Source organism: Arthrobacter sp. H41 (assembly GCF_000520535.1).
Classification (GTDB): Bacteria; Actinomycetota; Actinomycetes; order Actinomycetales; family Micrococcaceae; genus Arthrobacter_D.
This window is the reverse complement of record NZ_KI914795.1, coordinates 26,131-47,431: the sequence shown is the minus strand read 5'-3', so window position 1 is coordinate 47,431 and position 21,301 is coordinate 26,131. Positions and strand designations below refer to the sequence as shown.

The window sequence follows — 21,301 nt, the reverse complement described above, 5'->3', positions numbered from 1 at the left end:
CTGGTGAACATCACTTTCCCTCCTCGTCGCGTGCGTAGTGGGAGGCGTCGCGAACGTAAACGTTCGGGATGGTGTCTCGGAAAACGACGGTGCTGACGGGTTTGCGTGTCGAGGCCGCCGGGACCACCGGCCGAGGCTTTTTCGCATCGCTGTCGATTGCCGCCATCAGGCGCTTCAGGGTCGTATAGGTCGGATGGGCGCGGCGGTTCACGAGTTCCTGGCAGGCCGCCTCCAGCCGTTCCCGGTTGTTTTTGCCGAGCCCGTCGAGGATGTTCTGGCAGGTCAAATAGCCCTGCGCCTCGATCACTTGCCCGTCGAGGATCTGCTCGATGATTTGCACTGTTGCCGGCCCGACGCTGCGGGCCCGGTCGGTGAACCAACTCCGGGACCACAACCCGTCGATGTTGCGATGTTGCGGCGGGACGTGTTCGGGCAACGTCGAGTATTGCCCTTTGCGGCCCGTCAGTCGGGGGTGTTCGCAGATGCTCTCGTGCCCGTCAAAGACGCTCACCCGGGACGATGTCAGCCTCACCCGCAGCAACCGGCCCGCCAACGCAAACGGCACGGAATACCGTTGCGTGTCCGCGGTGACGTGGTAGTTGCGGGCCGCCTTCAGTTCCTTCCACTCGACGTCCTCGAACCCGGCGTCAGGCAGCGGGCCGAGGAAGGCGGCTTCCTCGGTTTGAAACCTCTCCCACCGGGTCGTGTCGTCGGCGCGGCGGATATCATGGTTGATCTCCCTGACCCGCTCCTCGATCGCCTCGTTCAGCTCGCTGAGGGTCGTGAACACGTCGTCGTCGAGATAGCCGATGACGCGTTTGTTCACCAGGTTGACCGCGTTTTCGGCCGCCGCCTTATCGCGAGGTTTCTTCACCCGTGCCGGGACGATCGCGGTCTGATAGTGGTCGGCGAGCTGCTGATAACGCGCGTTCACTACCCGCTCCGCGTCGCCCTTGTGAGTCTGGTGAGTCGAGGTCGTCGGATTGTCTGGCACGACGATCTGCGCCACGCCACCGAAGAACGCGAACGACTGCACGTGGGCGTCGAGCCAGGCCGGGGACTTCATATCCGCATACGCGCGGCAGAACATCGCGCCCGAGAACGGCAACACCGCGACGAACAGCACCGCCCGGATCACCTCGCCGGTAATCGTGTCGACGACGTCCATTGTGTCGCCGGCCCAGTCCACCAGCATCGCCCGGCCCGGCTCGTGGCGCAGCACCGCCACCAGATCGTGGGTGCGGAGGTAGTCGGTGAACAGTGCGCAGAACTGCGAATACCCATACTTCTTCCCCGTGTCTTTGGTGTCGACGTATCGACGCCAGGCCAACAGCAAAGTGAAGTGCCGGTTCTGTTTCATCGACGCCAACACCCGCGACAGGTCGGGCTGGTCGTACTCTTCCGACACTTTCCGCCGCCCGTCCGGGAACCACTGCGCGAGCTCAGTGTCGCTGACCGCGACCGCCGAGGTCAGACCCCGCTCCTGGACTTCCTGCCGAACCCGTGCCACATCGCGGTGCGAACACCCCGCGATCTCTACAACCTCGCGGTAACTGCGCCCCTCCAGCAACAGCACCAAGATCTTCCGATAATCCGCCATGAACCCGCCCTCCAAAATGAAACGACAACACCTCTTGTGTCGTCATCTCACAGCAGAGCAGCCCCGCACTCCCAGCGCTACCATGCCCCCGGAATCGTGCTACCAACTGTCCAGATTCGCGCTACCATCAAGCGCTACTCGCCAACAGTCGATGCGCTTGATCATTCACATGCACTTTGGCGGAAATGTCAGAGTCGGCTGGCATCGTGAATCTCCTAGGCATCGATGACCGGGAGATTCCATGACAGACCTCATTTTCCGCCCATTCCACAGGCGCATTCCGGAAGCACCGGCCCTCCACCTGTCAGAAACCCCGTCGGGTGTCCGCTGCTGCCATACCACCGGCCGTACCGACCAGGGATTGCCGGAGTTGTTCTTCTGCGGCCCTTCGGAGTCGGTGCTCCGTTCGGCAGGAGAACACCTTGCCGAGCGTGCGGAACACCTGATCCGCGGGGCATTCTTCCCCGGCAGCGCCTTCGAATACCGGGCGGTGCCCATTCGGGAGAATGCCCTGCATCACCTACCGGACGCCGGAAACCGTTACGGCTTTTCCGGATTCGACGCCGTCCAGCTTTATCTGGTTCTGGCCCGGACGCACTCCGCCCCTTCCGTGCAGCAGCTGGGCTTCCTTGCCTCACAGCCCTACCTCGGAACAGGAACGCTGGGGCACCTTCTGGACTGAGTGCAACCGGTGGTCGGCGCACCCAGCTCTCAGGGAATGGCCTGGCGGACTTCGGCCAGCAAGGAGGTCATGCAGAATTCAGCAGCCCGGCCGTCTCCATTGCTGATGGCCGCCGCCACTTCCTCATGGCGTGCGAGCGCGTGTTCCCTGGGATTCTGCGGCATGAGGCCATGCCTCGTACGTCCGGAGAGTACCTCGGCCACCACCTCGGTAAGGGCTGAGAACATCTCATTGCCGCTTGCCTTGAGGACGAGTGCATGGAATTCGATGTCCACTTCGAGGAATTCATCCAGCTTGCCACTCTCGCCCAACGAACGGAGCTGTGCCGCGAGTTCAACCACCCGCGCACGCTCCCCCGGGGTGGCATTACCCGCAGCGGCCAGGGCAGCGGCCGGCTCCACGGCACACCGGAGCTGCGTCAGGCTGCGGAACTGGTCCACCCGCCCCGGCCCGCTGAGGCGCCAGCGGATGACCCGTGCGTCGTAGACGTTCCAGCGCTCCCGGGCCTGGACCACGATGCCGACCCGACGCTTCGGGAGGACGAGGTTCATCGATTCAAGGATCCTCATGCAGTCGCGCACCACAGTACGGGAGACTCCGAACTGCTGCTGAAGGTCGTCGATGGTCAGGCGGGAACCCTGCGGCAGGGTGCCGTTGATGATGTCGCGTCCCACCGCGTCGAGAATGCGGCTGTAGAAGACCTCTGCCGGTTCCACAGGGCTGTGCGGTTTTACCGACTGCGCCATCATGCTGTTCCTTTCCCAGACCACCGTTGCCGAACTAACAATAGGGCCGCCGAAGCAACATAAAAAGGTAGTACCTTTACCAACCAAAGGTGATACCTTTACTGATGTCCTACCGTGGATCAGGGCATCAGTACGAGCAATGACAAGGGAGTCAGCATGGGAACGCAACCGCAGCACCTGATCGTCATGGGCATCTCCGGGTCAGGCAAAACGACAATAGCGACCCTGCTTGCCGAAAAACTTGGCTGGACCTTCGCTGAGGCGGATGAATTCCATCCCGTAGCGAACATCAGCAAGATGACCGCCGGAACGGCACTGACCGACGAGGACCGCTGGCCCTGGCTCGACGTCATGCGCAACTGGATGACGGCCAAGGCCTCCGACGGTGAAAGTACGGTCATCACCTGCTCCGCGCTGAGGAGAAGCTACCGGGACGTGCTGTCGGAAGCCTCCGGCAGCGTGCGCTTCGTTCACCTCGAAGGGGACGTCGACCTCATCCTCGAGCGGATGAAGACCCGCAGCGGGCACTTCATGCCGCAATCCCTGTTTCCCTCGCAGCTCAGCACCCTCGAACCGCTTCAGGCGGACGAGGCAGGCATCAAGATCATCAACAGCGGAACACCCCCCGAAGTTGTCCGCTCCATCCTCGAACGGCTCGGGATCAACGTGCCCTGAGCCTGCGTCGACCACTACATCCCTGCAGACACCACCTATCTCAACGGAGAATATTCATGACCATTGAAGGATGGACCCAGAGCCTCAGCGCCGGGCCGCTCCTCCTCATCGCCGCAGCAGCCATCCTGGTGCTGCTGTTCCTGATCATCAAGCTGCGCATCCATGCGTTTGTCTCACTGATCCTCGTCAGCCTCGCCACTGCGTTCGCCACGGGCATTCCCACCGATCAGATAGTGACAGTCCTCCTGGGTGGCTTCGGATCCACGCTGGCCGCCGTCGCACTTCTCGTGGGCCTCGGGGCAATGCTCGGTCGGCTCGTCGAAACCAGCGGCGGCGCCCGGGTTCTTGCCGACTACCTCATCCGGGTGTTCGGCGAGAAACGCGCGCCCTTCGCGCTCGGCGTCGCGTCACTGATTTTCGGCTTTCCGATCTTCTTCGACGCGGGGCTTGTGGTCATGCTTCCCGTGGTCTTCTCTGTGGCCCGCCGACTGGGTGGTGGAGTCCTTCTCTACGGACTTCCAGCGGCCGGTGCATTCTCCGTCATGCATATCTTCGTTCCGCCCCACCCGGGCCCGGTCGCCGCTTCGGAGTTCTTCGGCGCGAATGTGGGCCTCGTCATCATGGTCGGCCTGGTGGCAGCCATCCCCACCTGGTACGTCACGGCCTACCTCTACGGGAAGTGGGCAGGAAAGAAGTTCGTGCTTCCCATTCCTGAACTGCTGGGAACCGCTGATCCCCAGAACGAGGCAAATCCCCCCAGATTCGGCACGGTCGTGGGAATCCTGCTCCTCCCGCTGGCGCTGATCTTCCTCAATACCGGCCTGAACACCGTTTCCCGGTCGGGAGCCGTCAGCGAAGACTTTGCCGAGCAGGGGTGGTTCCAGCTCCTGCGCGCACTGGGGGAAACACCGGTTGCCCTGCTGATCTCGCTCCTTGTCGCATCCTACGTCCTGGGCCGACGCCGCGGAGTGGATAAGACGGTCCTCGAGAACACCCTTGAATCAGCGCTCGGACCGGTCTGTTCGGTCATCCTCATCACGGGGGCCGGCGGCATGTTCGGCGGGGTGCTGCGGACGAGTGGGATCGGCGATGCCCTCGAGGGAGTCCTCGGAGACCTCGGGATCCCCATCATTCTTGCCGGCTTCCTCATCGCTGCGATCCTGCGCATCGCCCAGGGTTCGGCCACTGTTGCTCTCACCACGGCCGCGGGCCTTATCTCGCCGGCAATTGCAGCGGGGGACTACAACGGCCTGCAGCTTGCGGCCCTCGTTGTCGCGGTCGCCGGTGGCTCCGTGGTGGTCAGCCACGTCAACGATTCGGGCTTCTGGCTCGTGGGCCGCTTCCTCGGCATGGATGTCAAGACCACGCTGAAGACCTGGACGGTCATGGAAACGGCGATCGGTGTCATGGGGTTCGCTATCGCGGCTGCAGTCTTCGCGCTGGCTTCGCTGGGCTGACCGCCCCGCGTCCAACACCCTCCAACGGCCGCATCAGTCCCGCCAACACCGGGACCGATGCGGCCCCCGAGGTGACGACAGTCAACGACGACGGCCCCGCCGGCTGGGCGGCGACGCTTTCTTCGGCTTCCCCTGCACAGGCCTGACGCTGGAGTTCTTCGAACCGCCACTTTTCCCGCCGGCACCCCGGGCCCCGGCTTTTTTGTCCGCAGCCTTCTGTGAGGCACTCCGCTTTGCCTCGCCCGGTTCCTGGGCCGACGGCTGGCGCGAACTCCGCTCGGTCCGGCCCCGCACAATACCGATGAACTCCTCGACGTCGTGCGACTCATCGCCCTCGCGCCACGCGATGCCGATTACGGTACCGGGCAACTCCGGGACCGGGCGGTGGACGGCGTCCTTCCGCATGTGCAGCCGCGCGAGGGACATCGGCAGGACCACGACACCGGCTCCGGATACTGCCACCTCCACCGCCGCTTTCGGCCCGCCGCATTCCTCGATGCCGAGCCGATTCTCGGCCTCGAGCTCGGTCAGGGGAACTTCCTCGTAAAGGGAGAGCTCGTTCTCCCTGGACATGACGACCACTGCCTGTTCCTCATACAGGGGAATGACGTGCAGCCCTGATCGCTCAATGGGCAGCCGTACAAAAAGGACGTCGATTCCGGCGGCTTTCAACGCCGGGAGGGCGGCGTCGTCGTCGTAGGAGTGAAGCTGGAGCTCCACGCCGGGGTGCCGCTCACGCCACCGGGCCACCCACTTGCCCGGCGTCACGCCTGCAACGAATCCCACGGACAGGGATCGGGGCTGGAGCTCGGGCACAGGTTCACACTAACGCACGGAACATCCGCCTGCGCCGGGCCGGTTAAGCTGGGGAGATGACCCCTGCAAAAACACCACAGACACTGAAACCCGCTACCGCGGCGAAGAAACTGGGGATTTACCTTCCCGCGGCCCCCCAGGAATTCCAGGACCGTGAGCTGACACGGGCCGAGTTCAACGAACTGCAGCAGACGCCACCGGAATGGCTTGCCGAACTGCGGCGGACAGGTCCCCACCCTCGGCCCGTCGTGGCACAGAAACTCGGAATATCGATCGGCGGACTGGCCCGCGGAGGAATCACCGATCCCCTGACCACCGAGGACATCACCGCGCTCCTGCAGGCACCTCCTGCCTGGCTCGTTGCCGAGCGGTCCACGCAGGCCTCGGTCCGCGCCGAAGCAGAACGGGTCAGGGAGCGCGACCTCCAGCGCCAGGAGCAGGGCGACTGACGCTCGGACGCATCGACGCCCATTCCGCAAGCCCGGTGTGTCGATTGACTTAATAGAACACGTATTCGAATATTGACGAGTGACACCATCAGCTGCAGGGGCGCTCGGACGGAAGGAGCCTTCCAGCCCTGGGCTTTCGGGTGTGGAATCGACGGCACTGCAGCCGGGGATGAATTCCCTCCCTGATCTGCAATCGCGCATCAACCAGATGCAGTCCAGCCGGCTGGACTCGCGGAGGCTTCCCACTGTTCCCGCGCTGGCCAAAATCCTCCCCGGAGGAGGCCTGCAGTCCGGCGGGTCCTACGCGGTACGGAACTCCACCACGCTGGCCATGGCACTCCTTGCCGGCCCGTCGGCAACGGGCGCCTGGTGCAGCGTCGTGGGACTGCCCGAATTCAGCGTGGAGGCCGCCGAGGGGTTCGGAATCAACCTGGAGCGGCTCATCCTGGTTCCTGATCCGGGCGCCCAGTGGCTCACTGTGACGGCAGCGCTGGTGGACGTGGTCTCCGTGGTGCTGACCCGCGCACCCGTCCACCTCGCCCCCTCGGATACAGCGCGGCTCAGATCCCGGCTTCGGCAGCGCGGAACCGCATTGATCACCCTGGGCAACTGGCAGCAGTGCGATTCAACGCTGAGCATCGCCGAGAGCGCATGGGAGGGACTGGGAGCAGGAACCGGTCATCTCCAGGCGCGCAGGATGAAGATCACCGCCACCAATCCCGCCGGCAGGCTGCGTCATACGTATGTGGGCCTCGCCGAACTGCAGCGCGGCCCCTGGCAGGCTTCCGATGACGCCACCACCCTTTTCCAGCCGGCCCGGAAGTCCTCATGAGCACCGGAACAGCTGCATCCGGGCTTCCCGACGCCCGTACCGCTACCCGCACCCTGATGCTGTGGTGCCCTGATTGGCCCATTACGGCGGCCATCCGCGAGCACTCCCTCGATGTTCATGCCGCTCTTGCCCTGGTGGACAGGGGCGAGGTCTTCGCCTGTTCACCCACGGCCCGGCAGGACGGCGTACGGCGGGGCCTGCGCCTTCGGGAAGCGCAGGCCCGGTGTTCCGGCCTCACCGTCCTGGCCTACGATCCGTCGCTGGACACCCGCAGCTTCGAGCCCGTCATCACGGCAGTGGAAACCCTCATGCCGGGAGTGCAGGTCCTTCGCCCGGGGCTGTGCGCCATCCAGATCAAGGGACCATCCCGCTATTACGGCGGTGAGGAGAATGCTGCTTCCATTCTGTTCCAGACACTCGCTGCCATTGGCCTGACCGACGTCCGGATCGGCATTGCCGACGGTCCTTTCGCCGCGGAGCAGGCCGCCAAGGCAACGGAGGCACTTGAGGATCCACTGGCCGAGCCGCTCTGCATCATCCCCCCCGGAGGATCCCCCTGGTTCCTCAGTACATTTCCCCTCGACGTCCTCGAACAGCCCCGGCTGGCGGTGCTGCTGAAGCGTCTGGGCGTTCGGTCCCTCGGGAATTTCGCGGCACTGAGTGCTGCTGATGTGCGCAACCGGTTCGGTGTTGAGGGTGCACTGGCCCACCGGCAGGCCAGCGGATTCGATTATTCCAGCGTGGCGGCCCGCACACCTCCTCCCCAGCTGGATGCCACGGCCCACTTCGAGCCGCCACTGGTGCGCATCGACCAACTGGCCTTCGCCTTCCGGATGACAGCCGAACGTTTTGTGGCCGGGCTGAGGCAGGCCGGCCTGGTGTGCACAGCGGTGAAGGTGGCACTGCATACCGAGTCCGGCGAGGTATCCGAGCGCTTGTGGCAGCACCCACGCTGGTTCGACGCCGACGACGTCGTGGACAGGGTGCGCTGGCAGCTGCAGGGAAGCAACGCCGCCGACCATGGACTGACCTCCGGCATCACCCATGTGCAGATTGTTCCCGACCTCGTCGAGGACCTCGGCGACCATGCCGACGGACTGTGGGGAACCGGTCCCGACGAAAGCATCCACCACGGGCTGGCACGCGTGCAGAGCATGCTGGGCCATGGGGCCGTGCTGACGGCGGTGATTGCCGGCGGACGGCTTCTCGCGGACCGCAGGGTCTACATCCCGTGGGGGGAATCGCCTGCGGCCCAGGACAAGACCCGGCCCTGGCCCGGGCAGCTTCCCGGTCCGGTGCCGGCCACGGTCTTCGCAGCGCCGGTTCCGGCCGTCGTCGTTGATCTACGGGGAAACCCCGTCGGCGTCGATCCGAGGGGGTTGATGAGCGCAGCTCCGGCTTTTTTCGGAGTGGGCCGCATCAGCCAGCGGTGGCCGGTGCATTCCTGGGCCGGCCCCTGGCCCATCAACGAGCGCTGGTGGGATCCCCGGGGACGAATGCTCAACCGCTTCCAGCTGGTGGATACATCGGGTTCCGCCTGGCTCCTGCTCCTCGAGAACCACGAGTGGTTTTCCGAGGCCAGCTACGACTAAGGAAAGGAGGGATCACGGTGGCCTGGAGCAATCCGCCCGTCCCCTGGTCCGACTTCGAGCGGAACCTGTCCGACAGGACGCGCCCGGGGGAGCCTCCCCTAGGGGCCGACGGCGGCGACAGCCCCGCCTGGTCGAGGAAACGCCAGCCCTATGCCGCCCCTCCGGAAGACGCTCCTGCTCCGGAGGGGCGGGTGACGCCCTACGCGGAACTCCATGTCCACTCGAACTTCAGCTTCCTCGACGGCGCAGCCAGTCCGGAGCAACTGGTGGAGGAAGCGCACCGGCTGAAGCTACGAGGCCTCGCGCTGACGGACCATGATGGCCTGTACGGCGCGGTGCACCTGGCTGAAGCCGCCGAAAAACACCCCGACCTTTCGACCGTCTACGGCACCGAGCTTTCCCTCGAACTGTCGAAACCCCAGAACGGCGAGCCGGATCCGGAGGGCAGCCATTTACTGGTGCTTGCCCGCGGATCGGCCGGCTACCATCGTCTTGCCGGCGCCATCACCGCAGCACAGCTGGCGGAAGGGGCGGAAAAGGGGAAACCCCGCTACTCCCTGGAAAATCTCGCCGGGCATGCTGACGGCCAGTGGATGATCCTCACCGGCTGCCGGAAGGGAGCCGTTCGGAAAGCCCTGATTTCCGGGGGTGACCGGGCCGCAGAGCGGGAAATCGTCCGCCTCCTCGACCTTTTCGGCAGGGACTCCGTGGCTGTTGAGCTCTTCGATCAGGGCAACCCCTTGGACACCGCGCACAATGATGCACTGGGCGCTCTGGGCGCGCGGCTGAAACTACCCGTCATCGCGACGAACAATGTGCACTATGCCGTTCCCGGCCAGCACCGGCTCGCAACCGCCCTGGCTGCCGTCCGTGCGCGTAGGAGCCTCGACCAGATGAATGGCTGGCTTCCGGCAGCAGGCGCGGCTCACCTGCGCAGCGGAGCCGAGATGGCCCTTCGGTTCGGGGCCTATCCAGGAGCCGTGGAGCGGACTGTGGACCTTGCGGATGACCTCGCTTTCCGCCTGCGTAGCGTCAAACCCGGCCTGCCGAACATCGAGTTGCCCGAGGGCCACACCCAGATGAGCTACCTCCGGCACCTTGTCCGGGAGGGTGCGGACAAACTGTACGGCGGCCGTCTCGATGTCCGGAAGCGGATAGAACGAGAACTGGACGTCATTGAAAGCAAGAACTTTCCCGGATACTTCCTGATTGTCCATGACCTGGTGCACTACGCCCGCCGTAACGGCATCCTGTGCCAGGGACGCGGCTCGGCGGCGAACTCCGCCGTCTGCTATCTCCTGGAAATCACCGCTGTGGATTCGATCAAGTACGAGCTCCCGTTCGAGCGGTTCCTGTCCAGCCTGCGCGACGAAGAGCCCGACATCGATGTGGACTTCGACTCCGACCGCCGGGAGGAAGTCATCCAGTATGTCTACCGGAAGTACGGGAGGTTCAACGCGGCACAGGTTGCCAACGTCATCACCTACCGTCCCAAATTTGCTGTTCGCGACATGGCCAAGGCGTTGGGACACAGCCCCGGCCAGCAGGACGCCTGGTCGAAACAGGTGGAACGCTGGGGAGGACTGGTGTCGAGTACTGATCATGACATCCCGGATTCGGTGGTCGGACTTGCCCGGGAGGTCCTGAGGTTTCCGCGGCACCTCGGAATCCACTCAGGGGGGATGGTGCTGACGGACCGCCCTGTCGGTGAAGTATGCCCCATTGAGCATGGGCGGATGGAGGGGCGGACCGTCCTTCAATGGGACAAGGATGACTGCGCCTGGATGGGCCTGGTGAAATTCGATCTTCTCGGACTCGGCATCCTTGCAGCCATCCAGTACAACTTCGATCTCGTGGCAAAGCACTTCGGTGAGCAGTGGGCGCTGCACAGTATCCCCAAGGAGGAGCAGGGCGTCTACGACATGCTGTGCTTCGCCGATTCAGTGGGGGTGTTCCAGGTGGAGAGCCGAGCCCAGATGGGAATGCTCCCCCGCCTGCAGCCGCGCCGGTTCTACGACCTCGTGATCGAAGTGGCGCTCGTGCGCCCGGGTCCCATCCAGGGCGGCGCCGTCCACCCCTATATCAAACGCAAGATGGGCGAGGAAGAGGTGCTCTATATCCACCCGGACCTCGAACCGGTGCTCGAACGCACGCTGGGTGTCCCCCTGTTCCAGGAACAGCTGATGCAGATGGCCATGGTGGTGGGAGGCTGCACGGGAGCCGATGCCGACCTGCTCCGCCGGGCCATGGGATCGAAGCGGGGGGAGGAAAGGATTGATTCGCTGCGTGCCAAGCTCTACGAGGGCATGGCGTCGAACGGCATCACCGGAGACGTGGCGGACGCGATCTACAACAAGATCCATGCGTTCGCCAACTTCGGCTTCGCCGAAAGCCACTCCATCAGTTTCGCCCTGCTGGTCTATGTGAGTGCCTGGCTGAGGCTCCACTATCCCGGAGCCTTCCTCGCCTCGCTGTTACGGGCCCAACCCATGGGATTCTATTCACCGCAGACACTCGTTGCTGATGCACGGCGACATGGAGCGGAGGTGCTGCGACCCGACATTCTGCACTCCGGAGTCTCCGCTGACCTTGAACCGCTTGAAGGCTTCGTCCCCGGCGAGGACCTCCGATCGCGGACCACAGGAAGGGACTGCTGTGTACAGGAGCATCAGCCGCCCGTCGGTCCGTTCGACCGAAGCGTCCCCTTCGATTCCACCGCCCACCGCCGTGACGGCAATTACGCGGTGCGGCTGGGGCTGGACAGCGTGCAGTCCATCGGGAAGAAGGTCGCGGAGAAGATCGTGGCTGAACGGACCCGAAACGGCCCCTTCGAGGACATGAGGGACCTCGTACGGCGTACCGGGCTCACTTCGGCGCAGCTTGAAGCACTCGCTGCCGCCGGAGCCTTCGACTCCATGGGCTTGTCGAGACGTGCCGCACTGTGGAATGCGGGCCCCGCCTCCACCGAGCGGGAAGGCCAGATCAAGGGCACCGCCGTCTATATCCAGCCCCCGCTCATGCCCGAACTCTCCGACCTCGACAAGGTGGGTTCGGATCTATGGTCCACGGGAATCACTCCTGACGACCACCCGGTACGCCACGCGCGGGCCCGACTGAAGCGCCGGGGTGCGCTCAGTGCGGCAGATCTGCGCATGGCGGAATCCGGCCGGCGCGTGGAAACCGGCGGGGTGGTGACCCACCGCCAGCGCCCTGCCACGGCCAGTGGTATTACCTTCCTGAACCTGGAGGATGAAACCGGACTGGTGAACGTGATCTGCTCGGTGGGCGTGTGGCAGCGGTACCGCCGCGTGGCACGGGAAGCCAGCAGCGTGATTGTTCGGGGCATCCTAGAACGGTCATCCGAGGGAGTGGTGAACCTCGTAGCGGACCGGTTCGAGGTGCTGCAGCTTCAGGCAACGACGAAGTCGCGGGACTTCCGATGAAGCGCCGCTCTCCGCCCCGGGAAGAGACGGCTCCCCAACGGCGAAGGGCCCCCGGAACCGGGAGCCCTTCGTCTCGATATCATGTGCGCGAGGGGGGATTTGAACCCCCACACCCTTTCGGATACTGGCACCTGAAGCCAGCGCGTCTGCCGTTCCGCCACTCGCGCAATTTCAAGATTCCAAACCTGACGGACAACTCCGATCAGCTTGTGAACAGCAGAAACAAGCATAACGGAGCCGGTGAGAAAATACCTAAACGGGCTGCTTCCGGCCACGGCACTGGATGCCTCGCGCACCGGGAATCGGCCCCCGATCGTTAGCGCAAAGTGATGCCTGGGCAGCCGCAGTTAACGCCATTCCCAGAGCACCCAAGTAGTATCGGGGTGGACGTGCCCGGCTGGACACTGCCTCAGGCAGGGTCTCAGGCTGATAATCCGGCGAATAATCCGGAAAGAAATTCGAGCAGGTTCCGCAGCACTTACGAACAACCCGAAGAAGGTCAAGGAGGCGAAAATGGGCATACTCGACAACGTTGAACGCGGTTTGGAAAAAATGGTCCGGGGCGTCTTCTCGACCGGTTCCCGGGCAGAAGTGCAGCCGGTGGAGATCGCCAGTGCACTCCGAAAGGAACTGGACAATCGATCCATGGTCCTTGCCCAGGGCCGCACCCTTGCCCCGAATGTCTTCACCGCCCGTTTGTCCGATGCGGATTTCGCGAACGCCCAGCGGTGGGGCTCAGCCCTCGCCGAGGAGCTGTGCGACGTCGTGATCCGCCATGTCACCAGCCAGCAGTACACCCTCCAGGGCCCAGTGCAGGTCTCCTTCGCCCACGATCCCGACCTCAAGACAGGCGTGCTCGAGCTCGACTCCAGCATGGAGAAAGGCGGACGCCGACCACCCGCCGCCAATGCACCCTCCGCGCCCAAACGGCAGCCCACCCGCTATCAGCCCGTGCTCGAACTGGATGGGCAGCGCTATTCGATCAACGCGGCGTCGATCGTTCTCGGCCGGTCCTCCGACGCGGACATCCTCGTGGATGACACCGGTGTCTCCCGACGCCATCTCGAGATCCGCACCTCGAACGGCGGAGTGTTCGCCGTCGACCTCGGCTCCACGAACGGTAGCTACGTCAACGGGCAACGCGTCCAGGGCCAGGCGGAACTGACCGACGGATCGGTCATCACCATGGGGCGCACACGTCTGACGTTTCGGCTCGTCTCCCTTCCGGTCGGTGGCGAACAGGCATGAGTGAAGCAGGCGAATTGACCGTCACACTGCTGCGCTACGGCTTCCTGGTGCTGCTATGGATCCTCGTCCTCAGCACGGTCAGCGCGCTCCGGCGTGACCTCGTCGTCGGACAGCGCAACAAAACCGGCACACCCACGGCCCGCGAGGCGCGCAAGAATCCGGAACTGCTCCAGGAGACACCTCCCCCACGAATTCAGGCGCACCAGCTGGTGGTGACCGAAGGTCCCCTCGCCGGCACCACCCTCGACCTGACCTCCAGCCCCATCCTCCTGGGACGCGCCCAGGAAGCAACGCTCGTCCTCGAGGACGATTACGCATCAGGCAGGCACGCCCGGCTGTTCCCCCAGGGGAGCCGCTGGTTCGTCGAGGACCTGGGATCGACCAACGGCACCTTCCTTGCAGGATCCCAGCTCACCCGGGCGCTGCCCGTCGAGCCAGGCGTACCCATCCGGATCGGTAAGACGGTCATTGAATTGAGGCCATAGCCATGGCTCTTGTTCTACGGTTTGCGGCGCGCTCGGATGTCGGCATGGTGCGCTCGAAGAACGATGATTCAGCCTACGCCGGACGCTATCTGGCGGTCGTGGCGGATGGCATGGGCGGGCATGCGGGCGGCAACGTCGCCTCGGCCTCCACAGTCCTCGACCTCGTTCACCTCGACCGGGCCGACCATGCGGGGAATGCCGGTACACACCTTGCGGATGAGATCCAGACGGCCAACTCCCTCTTGTCGGAGCTCGTCAGCACCAATACACAGCTCGCCGGCATGGGCACCACCGTCACCGCGCTGCTCCTCGACGGAGACCGGCTCGAACTCGCGCACATCGGTGATTCACGTGCCTACCGTCTCAAGGACGGCGTCTTCCAGCAGATCACCAGGGACCATACCTTCGTGCAGCGGCTCATCGACGAAGGCAGGCTCAGGCCCGAGGAAGCGGAGGTCCATCCGCACAAGAACGTCCTCATGCGTGTGCTCGGGGATGTCGACGCGAGCCCGGAACTCGATCTCGAATCCTTCGATGTCACCCCGGGCGAACGGTGGCTGCTGTGTTCGGACGGATTGAATGCCGTGCTCAGCGAGCACATCGTCGAACAGGTCTTCCGGGAGACGGCGGACCTGCGGCAATGCGTCAACGCGCTCGTGGAGCTGACCCTCGCAGGCGGCTCTCCCGACAACATCACAGTGGCGATCGTGGAGGTGACGGAGGCCGACGACGACGAGGTGTTGCCTCCCGCCGTCATCCCCCCTGCCCGGGAAGCAGCGGGAGAACGCGAGCAAAGCCCCGCACCCGTTTCGAAAGGCGGTGATGATTCGCCGGCCGTCACGGACGGTGAGCTCCTCGGCGCCGCCATCCGCGCCGACATCATCCGAGAGGACCTGCTGACCCGTCCGCACGTCCTCGTCGGATCGGCCGCCCTTGCCACCGAGACCGGTCAGATTCCGATCGTGACGCAGCGCTCCAGCGAGCGCCGGGCTGCCATGATGCTGACCCACGGCGGAGAAACATCAGCCGAAGGAGAAGCGACGGATGACCAGGACCTTCCACCGACGAAACGCCGCTGGCTGATGCCTGCGTTCCTCGGCCTGACGGCGCTGATCCTGGTTGCCGTCGTCGGTTTCGGGTACACCTGGACCCAGACCCGCTACTACGTGGCCGAATCCGAGAACAAGGTCGCCATCTACAGTGGCGTCCCCCAGAGCGTGGGCCCTTTCCGCCTCAGCGAAGTCTACGAGGTGACGGATATTCCGGTGTCGAACCTGCCCGAATACCAGAGGTCCCGCCTGGTGAACACCCTCCCGGCGAGCGACCTGCAGGAAGCCGAGCGAATTGTGGAGGATCTTCGCAGCGAGCTCAGGGCAGTTCCCTGCAGCCCCGGTGAGGGTACTTCCACTCCTGCCCCTGTCACAACGGATACCGCGACCACAGAACCATCAACCCCTTCGCCCGGCCCCGGGGGAGACGCGACCCCTGCGCCGGGCACCAGCGATCCTGCCGGGGATCGCTCCTCCGGTGAGGCGCAGCCGCAGATAACGTGTGACGGAGGCTCACGATGAGCGATGTGATGACTGTCCCGAAATCCCGCAGGAACGTGGAAGCCCTCCTGCTGCTTGTCGCTTTGACCGTTGCGATCGGGGCGAACTACATTGCCGGGCTGGACCGGGAAGAGCAGTTCAACTCCTACTTCTGGACCCAGGCCGCCACCTTCGTGGGAATGGGCCTGCTGATCCACATCATCCTGAGGGTGCGGGCCAAATATGCAGACCCGGTAATACTTCCGATCGTCCTGGCCCTCAACGGCATCGGTCTGGCCATGATTCACCGGCTGGACCTCACACGCATCGACGAGGCGACCTTCACCCCTGTCGCCCCCCAGCAACTGCTCTGGACCGGTGTGGCGATCAGCGCTGCAGCCGTGCTGCTGGTCTTCCTCAAGGACCATCGGATCCTCCGGCGCTTCACCTACATCTCCCTGATCGTCAGTGCCGTCCTTCTCCTGTTGCCCCTCACCCCCCTTGGGCTCGAGATCAACGGCGCACGGATCTGGATCTCCGTGGGCATCGGCACGTTCCAGCCGGGTGAGGTCGCCAAGATCACGCTGGCCATCTTCTTCGCCGGATATCTTTCGACGAACCGCGACCTCATCCTTTTGGCGGGCAAGAAGATCGGCCCACTGCAGCTGCCGCGGTTCCAGGACCTCGCGCCGATGATCGCCGCCTGGTTCGTCAGTATCGGCGTCCTGATCTTCCAGCGGGACCTCGGTTCCTCCATCCTCTTCTTCGGCCTCTTCATGGCCATGATCTACGTTGCGACCAGCAGGGTGAGCTGGGTGCTGATCGGCTTGGCACTGATCGGAGTGGGCGGTTATGTCGCCCTGCAGTTGTTCAGCCATGTGGCTCTGCGCTTCGACAGCTGGATCAACGCATTCGACCCCGAGGTCTACAACCGGAACCCCGGAGGCAGCGGCCAGGTGGTGCAGGGTCTGTTCGGGCTCGCCAGCGGCGGGCTCGTGGGGACCGGCTTCGGCCAGGGACGGCCGGACCTCGTCACCTACGCCAACAGCGATATGATCATCGCCGCCCTCGGTGAGGAACTGGGACTGATCGGCATCAGCGCCATCGTCATGCTCTACGTTTTGCTCGTGTCCCGCGGATTCCGCGCAGCCCTGGGTACGAAGGACGGCTTCGGCAAACTACTCGCCTGTGGACTCTCCTTCACCATCGCGCTGCAGTGTTTCGTCGTCATCGGAGGCATCACCAGATTGATCCCGCTGACCGGCCTCACCACCCCGTTCATGTCCGCCGGTGGTTCGTCGCTGCTCGCCAACTGGCTGATCGTGGCTCTTCTCCTGCTGATCTCCGAAACGGCGCGCCGTCCGGCCCCAAGCGGTCCCCTGACGAGTTCCTTCCCCGACGCCATAGGCCTGAACGGTAGACCCACCCCCGGAAACCCTACGGAGGCCGCCCGATGAACCAGGCAATCCGCCGATCCTGGATGGTAGCGATCGGGATGTTCACGCTGATCCTCGGTTCGCTGACCTACGTGCAGTTCTTCCAGGCCGAAGCGTTGAGCACCAACGACTGGAACAACCGGCAGCTCTACCAGGAGTTCGGACAGCCGCGCGGCGCGATCCTGGTCGACGGCCGGGCCGTTGCGGAGTCGGTGCCATCGGATGACCAGTTCAACTATCAGCGGGTGTACAACCAGCCCAACCTTTATGCACACCTCACTGGCTACTACTCGCTGGTCAACGGGTCCACGCAACTGGAAAAAGCTGAGTCGGAATTGCTTTCCGGGACGAGCAACGAACTGTTCTATGACCGTCTCGTCCGCCTGTTCTCCGGCGACCAGGTCGCGGGCGCCTCCATCGAGCTGACGATCGACCCCCAGCTCCAGCAACTTGCCTTCGACCTGATTCCGGACGGTCAGAAGGGCACAATCGTTGTGACGGAGCCGAATACCGGCAACATCCTTGCCATGGCGTCGAAGCCTTCCTACGACCCCAACCTCATTGCCGGCCACGACACCAGCGTCGTCATCCAGAATGTAGCCGAATTGTCGGAAGTTCCGGGTCTGTCGATCTATACGAATCCGGCCACGGAATCGCTCATCGCCCCGGGCTCCGTCTTCAAACTGATCGTCGCCGCAGCGGCCCTCGACTCCGGGTTGTTCGACGAGGACTCCGAGATTCCGAACCCCGCTTCCCTCGAGCTTCCCGGATCGTCCGAGACACTGCCGAACTACGTGAACGGCAACTGCGCCTCAAGGAATACAGCAGATCTCGAATTCGCGCTCGAGCAGTCCTGTAATACTCCGTTCGCACAGATCGCCTGGGAACTCGGTCAGGAGCGCATCCAGGAGCAGGCCCAGGCTTTCGGTTTCGGTGAGGAGTTCTACATCCCAACCCGCGTGGTTGCCAGCTCCTTCCCTGACGAACTCGACCAGGCGCTGCTCGCCTACTCAGCCATCGGCCAGTACGACGTCAAGGTGACGCCCCTGCAGATGGCAATGGTGAGCGCAGCGATCGCCAACGACGGCGTGCTGATGAAACCCAACCTCATCAAGGCGGTCCGCGCCCCGGATCTCGAACTGCTCGACTCTCCCCAGCCCGAGGTTTTCAGCGACCCTGTCAGCCGCGACACCGCCGACCAGCTGACCGAGTGGATGGTCAACGTGGTGGAGAATGGAACAGCCCGCGGCGCGCAGGTTCCCGGGGTGGAAGTCGCCGGTAAAACCGGTACGGCGGAGCTCACCGAAACCGGCGACAACGCATGGTTCACCGGCTTCGCTCCTGCCGACGATCCGCAGGTTGCGGTGTCCATCGTGATGGAAAACGTGGACATCGCCACCGGAGGCCAACTGACAAGTCCCAGTGCAAAAAGAATCATAGAGGCGGTGCTCAACCAGTGAGGCCTACATCCGGAATCACCCTCGGCGGCAGGTTTCAGCTGACTGACCGCATTGCCATCGGTGGCATGGGTGAGGTCTGGAAAGCCCGTGACCAGGTGCTCGGCCGTGTGGTCGCCATCAAGATCCTCAAAGAGGAATACTCCGGTGACCCTGCCTTCCTCAACCGGTTCCGGGCTGAAGCACGCCATACGGCGCTCCTGAGCCATGAGGGTATCGCCAATGTCTTCGACTACGGCGAAGAGGGCGGATCAGCCTATCTGGTGATGGAGTTGGTTCCAGGGCAGCCACTCTCAGCGGTGATCGAGAAGGAGCAGGTGCTCTCACCGGACCGTACCCTCTCGATCGTCGGGCAGACGGCCACCGCCCTGGCCGTCGCCCACCGCCAGGGGCTCGTCCACCGGGATGTGAAGCCGGGAAACATCCTCGTGATGCCGAACAACCGCGTGAAGATCACCGACTTCGGCATCGCCCGCCTCGCCGATCAGGTTCCGCTGACCGCAACGGGACAGGTCATGGGTACAGCCCAGTACCTTGCACCCGAGCAGGCCACCGGGCAGCCCGCCACCGGGTCGAGCGATATCTACGCGCTCGGTGTGATCGGTTATGAACTGCTCGCCGGCCGACGCCCATTCTCCGGAGAGTCCCAGATAGCGATCGCGCTTGCACAGGTCAACGATGCACCGCCGCCGCTACCGGAATCGATACCATTGCCGGTACGCGCCCTGATCGCCTCGATGCTGGCGAAGGATCCGGCCGACCGCCCCGAGAATGCCGAAGCACTGGCCCGCGCGGTGGATGCCATCCGCGCCGGCAACACGAAGGCGGCCGAGGCTGCTGTGCCCGGCATGCTGCTCTTCGGCGGCTCGTCGGGAGCCGCCACCGCAGCCGTTCCCCGCCAGGACACCGCGGCAACCCGCGCAGTACCTGCCCCGTCGACTTCCGCGCTGCCGACTGTCGCAGCTCCCGCTGCAGCCGGAGCCATCGCCGCGTCACGCAACTGGTCGGAGGAAGACCTCGACCGCACGGAGCCTCCCGATGAGGTCGAACGCCGTCGGAGCCCCTGGCTGATCCCGCTCATCGTGCTGCTCATGCTGGCTCTGCTGGCCATTGCCGCCCTGGTCATCGGCCCTCTGCTGGCGGGGGACGGGACGGACCCGGCACCGGCTGCGACAACGAGTTCAACCCCGTCGTCACCAACCAGTTCGCCGCCGCCGAGCTCCCCACCGGATTCTTCCTCCCCATCACCGTCCGAGGAAGAGACCACCCCCGAGGAGGAGGAGATCATCATCTCCGTATCGGAATTCCGCGGGCGGCCGGTCGACGAGGTGGCCGCTGAACTGGGTAGGCTCGGTCTTGCGGTATCGCGTGTTCCGGTCAGCAGCAGCGAGGACGTGGGCATCGTCCTGAACCTCGACCCCGTGGGGACCCTCAGCCCGGGCGACACCATCACCGTGACCTATTCGGATGGTCCCGAACAGGTCACCGTCCCCGGCGGCCTCGTCAACCAGAGTGAGGCGACAGTGCAGCAGCGCCTCACCGGGGCCGGGCTGGTGCCGGTGAACGGAGGGACGCAGGTCTCGTCAGCTCCGGCAGGAACCGTGATCAGCCTGAATCCCCAGGAGGGAGCGACCGTTCCTCCCGGTGCGCGGGTTGCCTACACGGTGTCTTCCGGGCCCCCGGTAACCACAGCGCCCGAGCCTCCCGCGCCTCCCCAGGAGCCCGAGCCCACCGCGGAGACCGAACCGACTTCGGCATCACCCACCGCCGGCTCCGCACCGGCGCCCGCGCTTGTACCCACCGCCCCACCGCCGTCCGCCTCATCCCAGGGATCATGACCGGTACCGACGGTGATGCCGCATGAGTACTGAGCGGATTCTCAACGGCCGCTACGAGGTCCGCGAGCTCATCGGCAGGGGTGGCATGGCCGACGTCCACCTCGGCCGTGATCTCCGTCTTGGACGGGCAGTGGCGATCAAGATCCTGCGGAAGGATCTCGCCCGCGATCCGCTTTTCCAGTCATGCTTCCGACGCGAAGCGCAGGCCGTCGCAGGCCTCAACTGCCCCACCATCGTCGCCGTGTACGACACCGGTGAGGAGGAAGTACCTGACCGGCCGGAACACGAGGTGAAAGTTCCGTTCATCGTGATGGAGTTCGTCGCGGGGCATACCCTTCGCGACATCGTTCGAGCGGGGGATCTTTCCCAGGAGGAAGCGCTCGAGCACCTGTCCGGCGTGTTGTCGGCACTCGAGTACAGCCACCGCGCAGGCATCGTCCACCGCGATATCAAGCCAGCCAACGTGATGATCACGCCCGACGGGGGAGTCAAGGTCATGGACTTCGGCATCGCCCGTGCGATCGCCGATTCAGCTGCCACCATGACCCAGACCCAGGCGGTGATCGGCACTGCGCAGTACCTTTCGCCCGAGCAAGCCCGCGGCGAGACGGTCGATGCCCGCAGCGACCTCTATTCCGCAGGATGCCTGCTGTATGAATTGTTGACCGGCAGGCCTCCCTTTCTCGGGGACAGTCCCGTCTCGGTCGCCTACCAGCACGTTCGCGAGGAACCCAAGGCCGCCAGCTCAGTGAATCCAGCAGTTACTCCCGCACTGGACTCCGTGCTCAAAAGGGCCCTCACGAAGGATCGCCAGGAGCGCTTCCAGGATGCGGCTTCGTTCCGCGCTGCTCTCGAAGCTGCCGGCCGCGGCATCCTCCTGGCCCCTGAGTCCGGTCAGCGCACACAGGCGATGACGATTCTTCAGCCGGCGGTCCGGACTGCGCCGGCACCGATCTCCCGGAACTCGGACGACGGCGCCCGTACCCGTTCCATTGCCGCGGTTCCTTCGGCGGGAG

The 21,301-nt window shown here is 64.4% G+C and carries 17 protein-coding genes and 1 tRNA gene; 14 read left to right on the top strand and 4 right to left on the bottom strand.

All coding sequences use genetic code 11. From position 1 onward, the window contains the following. Positions 1 to 10 precede the first annotated feature (10 nt). Positions 11 to 1,600: an IS21 family transposase gene (gene istA, locus Y705_RS0109540; RefSeq protein WP_026532698.1), complete on the bottom strand. Its 1,590-nt coding sequence runs from the start codon at positions 1,598 to 1,600 to the stop codon at positions 11 to 13. 241 nt (positions 1,601 to 1,841) lie between these two features. Here istA and Y705_RS0109535 point away from each other — a divergent pair, with 241 nt between their 5' ends. Then, positions 1,842 to 2,282 (top strand): hypothetical protein, encoded by a 441-nt coding sequence (locus Y705_RS0109535; RefSeq protein ID WP_026532697.1) that lies wholly within the window; start codon positions 1,842 to 1,844, stop codon positions 2,280 to 2,282. Between the two features lie 29 nt (positions 2,283 to 2,311). Here the strand turns inward: Y705_RS0109535 and Y705_RS0109530 are convergent, their stop codons facing one another. After that, complete coding sequence (locus Y705_RS0109530; RefSeq protein WP_081737947.1) at positions 2,312 to 3,031, bottom strand: FadR/GntR family transcriptional regulator; 720 nt, start codon at positions 3,029 to 3,031, stop codon at positions 2,312 to 2,314. 153 nt (positions 3,032 to 3,184) lie between these two features. On the opposite strand from Y705_RS0109530, the gene Y705_RS0109525 reads away from it, so the two are divergent. Then, positions 3,185 to 3,703 carry a gluconokinase gene (locus tag Y705_RS0109525; RefSeq protein ID WP_026532695.1) on the top strand — a complete coding sequence of 173 codons (519 nt, stop codon included), beginning with the start codon at positions 3,185 to 3,187 and terminating at the stop codon, positions 3,701 to 3,703. Between the two features lie 56 nt (positions 3,704 to 3,759). Next, on the top strand, positions 3,760 to 5,160 hold the full coding sequence (locus Y705_RS0109520) for a GntP family permease (RefSeq protein ID WP_026532694.1): 1,401 nt from the start codon (positions 3,760 to 3,762) through the stop codon (positions 5,158 to 5,160). Positions 5,161 to 5,241: 81 nt separating this feature from the next. On the opposite strand, the gene Y705_RS18780 is transcribed toward Y705_RS0109520, so the two are convergent. Then, a complete protein-coding gene (locus Y705_RS18780) occupies positions 5,242 to 5,976 on the bottom strand; it encodes a LysR family transcriptional regulator substrate-binding protein (protein WP_155850001.1) in 735 nt (244 codons plus the stop codon). Positions 5,977 to 6,032: 56 nt separating this feature from the next. Here Y705_RS18780 and Y705_RS0109510 point away from each other — a divergent pair, with 56 nt between their 5' ends. From Y705_RS0109510 to Y705_RS0109495, 4 genes are all read left to right on the top strand, one after another. Further along, positions 6,033 to 6,425: a DUF5997 family protein gene (locus Y705_RS0109510; protein ID WP_049822546.1), complete on the top strand. Its 393-nt coding sequence runs from the start codon at positions 6,033 to 6,035 to the stop codon at positions 6,423 to 6,425. A 169-nt stretch (positions 6,426 to 6,594) separates the two neighbouring features. Next, on the top strand, positions 6,595 to 7,257 hold the full coding sequence (locus Y705_RS18775) for a hypothetical protein (protein WP_049822549.1): 663 nt from the start codon (positions 6,595 to 6,597) through the stop codon (positions 7,255 to 7,257). Further along, positions 7,254 to 8,849, top strand: coding sequence for a DNA polymerase Y family protein (locus Y705_RS0109500; protein ID WP_026532692.1), 1,596 nt, complete (start codon positions 7,254 to 7,256; stop codon positions 8,847 to 8,849). The genes Y705_RS18775 and Y705_RS0109500 overlap by 4 nt, the downstream gene beginning before the upstream one ends. 17 nt (positions 8,850 to 8,866) lie before the next feature. Continuing rightward, on the top strand, positions 8,867 to 12,292 hold the full coding sequence (locus Y705_RS0109495) for an error-prone DNA polymerase (RefSeq protein WP_026532691.1): 3,426 nt from the start codon (positions 8,867 to 8,869) through the stop codon (positions 12,290 to 12,292). Between the two features lie 84 nt (positions 12,293 to 12,376). Here the strand turns inward: Y705_RS0109495 and Y705_RS0109490 are convergent. Then, positions 12,377 to 12,459, bottom strand: a tRNA-Leu gene (locus Y705_RS0109490). A gap of 346 nt (positions 12,460 to 12,805) precedes the next feature. Between Y705_RS0109490 and Y705_RS0109485 the strand changes: the two genes are divergently transcribed. From Y705_RS0109485 to Y705_RS18765, 7 genes are all read left to right on the top strand, one after another. Next, entirely contained in the window at positions 12,806 to 13,540 is a 735-nt protein-coding gene (locus Y705_RS0109485; RefSeq protein WP_026532690.1) for an FhaA domain-containing protein, read from the top strand. Beyond that, positions 13,537 to 14,025 carry an FHA domain-containing protein FhaB/FipA gene (locus tag Y705_RS0109480; RefSeq protein ID WP_026532689.1) on the top strand — a complete coding sequence of 163 codons (489 nt, stop codon included), beginning with the start codon at positions 13,537 to 13,539 and terminating at the stop codon, positions 14,023 to 14,025. Before Y705_RS0109485 ends, Y705_RS0109480 begins: the two co-directional genes overlap by 4 nt. Before the next feature lie 2 nt (positions 14,026 to 14,027). Next, positions 14,028 to 15,596, top strand: coding sequence for a PP2C family protein-serine/threonine phosphatase (locus tag Y705_RS0109475; RefSeq protein ID WP_049822545.1), 1,569 nt, complete (start codon positions 14,028 to 14,030; stop codon positions 15,594 to 15,596). Then, positions 15,593 to 17,011, top strand: a complete 1,419-nt coding sequence (locus tag Y705_RS0109470; protein WP_026532687.1) for an FtsW/RodA/SpoVE family cell cycle protein — start codon at positions 15,593 to 15,595, stop codon at positions 17,009 to 17,011. The genes Y705_RS0109475 and Y705_RS0109470 overlap by 4 nt, the downstream gene beginning before the upstream one ends. Continuing rightward, positions 17,008 to 18,450, top strand: a complete 1,443-nt coding sequence (locus tag Y705_RS0109465; RefSeq protein ID WP_026532686.1) for a peptidoglycan D,D-transpeptidase FtsI family protein — start codon at positions 17,008 to 17,010, stop codon at positions 18,448 to 18,450. Before Y705_RS0109470 ends, Y705_RS0109465 begins: the two co-directional genes overlap by 4 nt. After that, entirely contained in the window at positions 18,447 to 20,285 is a 1,839-nt protein-coding gene (locus tag Y705_RS18770; RefSeq protein WP_081737945.1) for a protein kinase domain-containing protein, read from the top strand. Before Y705_RS0109465 ends, Y705_RS18770 begins: the two co-directional genes overlap by 4 nt. A gap of 22 nt (positions 20,286 to 20,307) precedes the next feature. Then, positions 20,308 to 21,301, top strand: a 994-nt coding sequence (locus Y705_RS18765; RefSeq protein ID WP_155850004.1) for a protein kinase domain-containing protein, incomplete at its 3' end; no start/stop codon positions are given.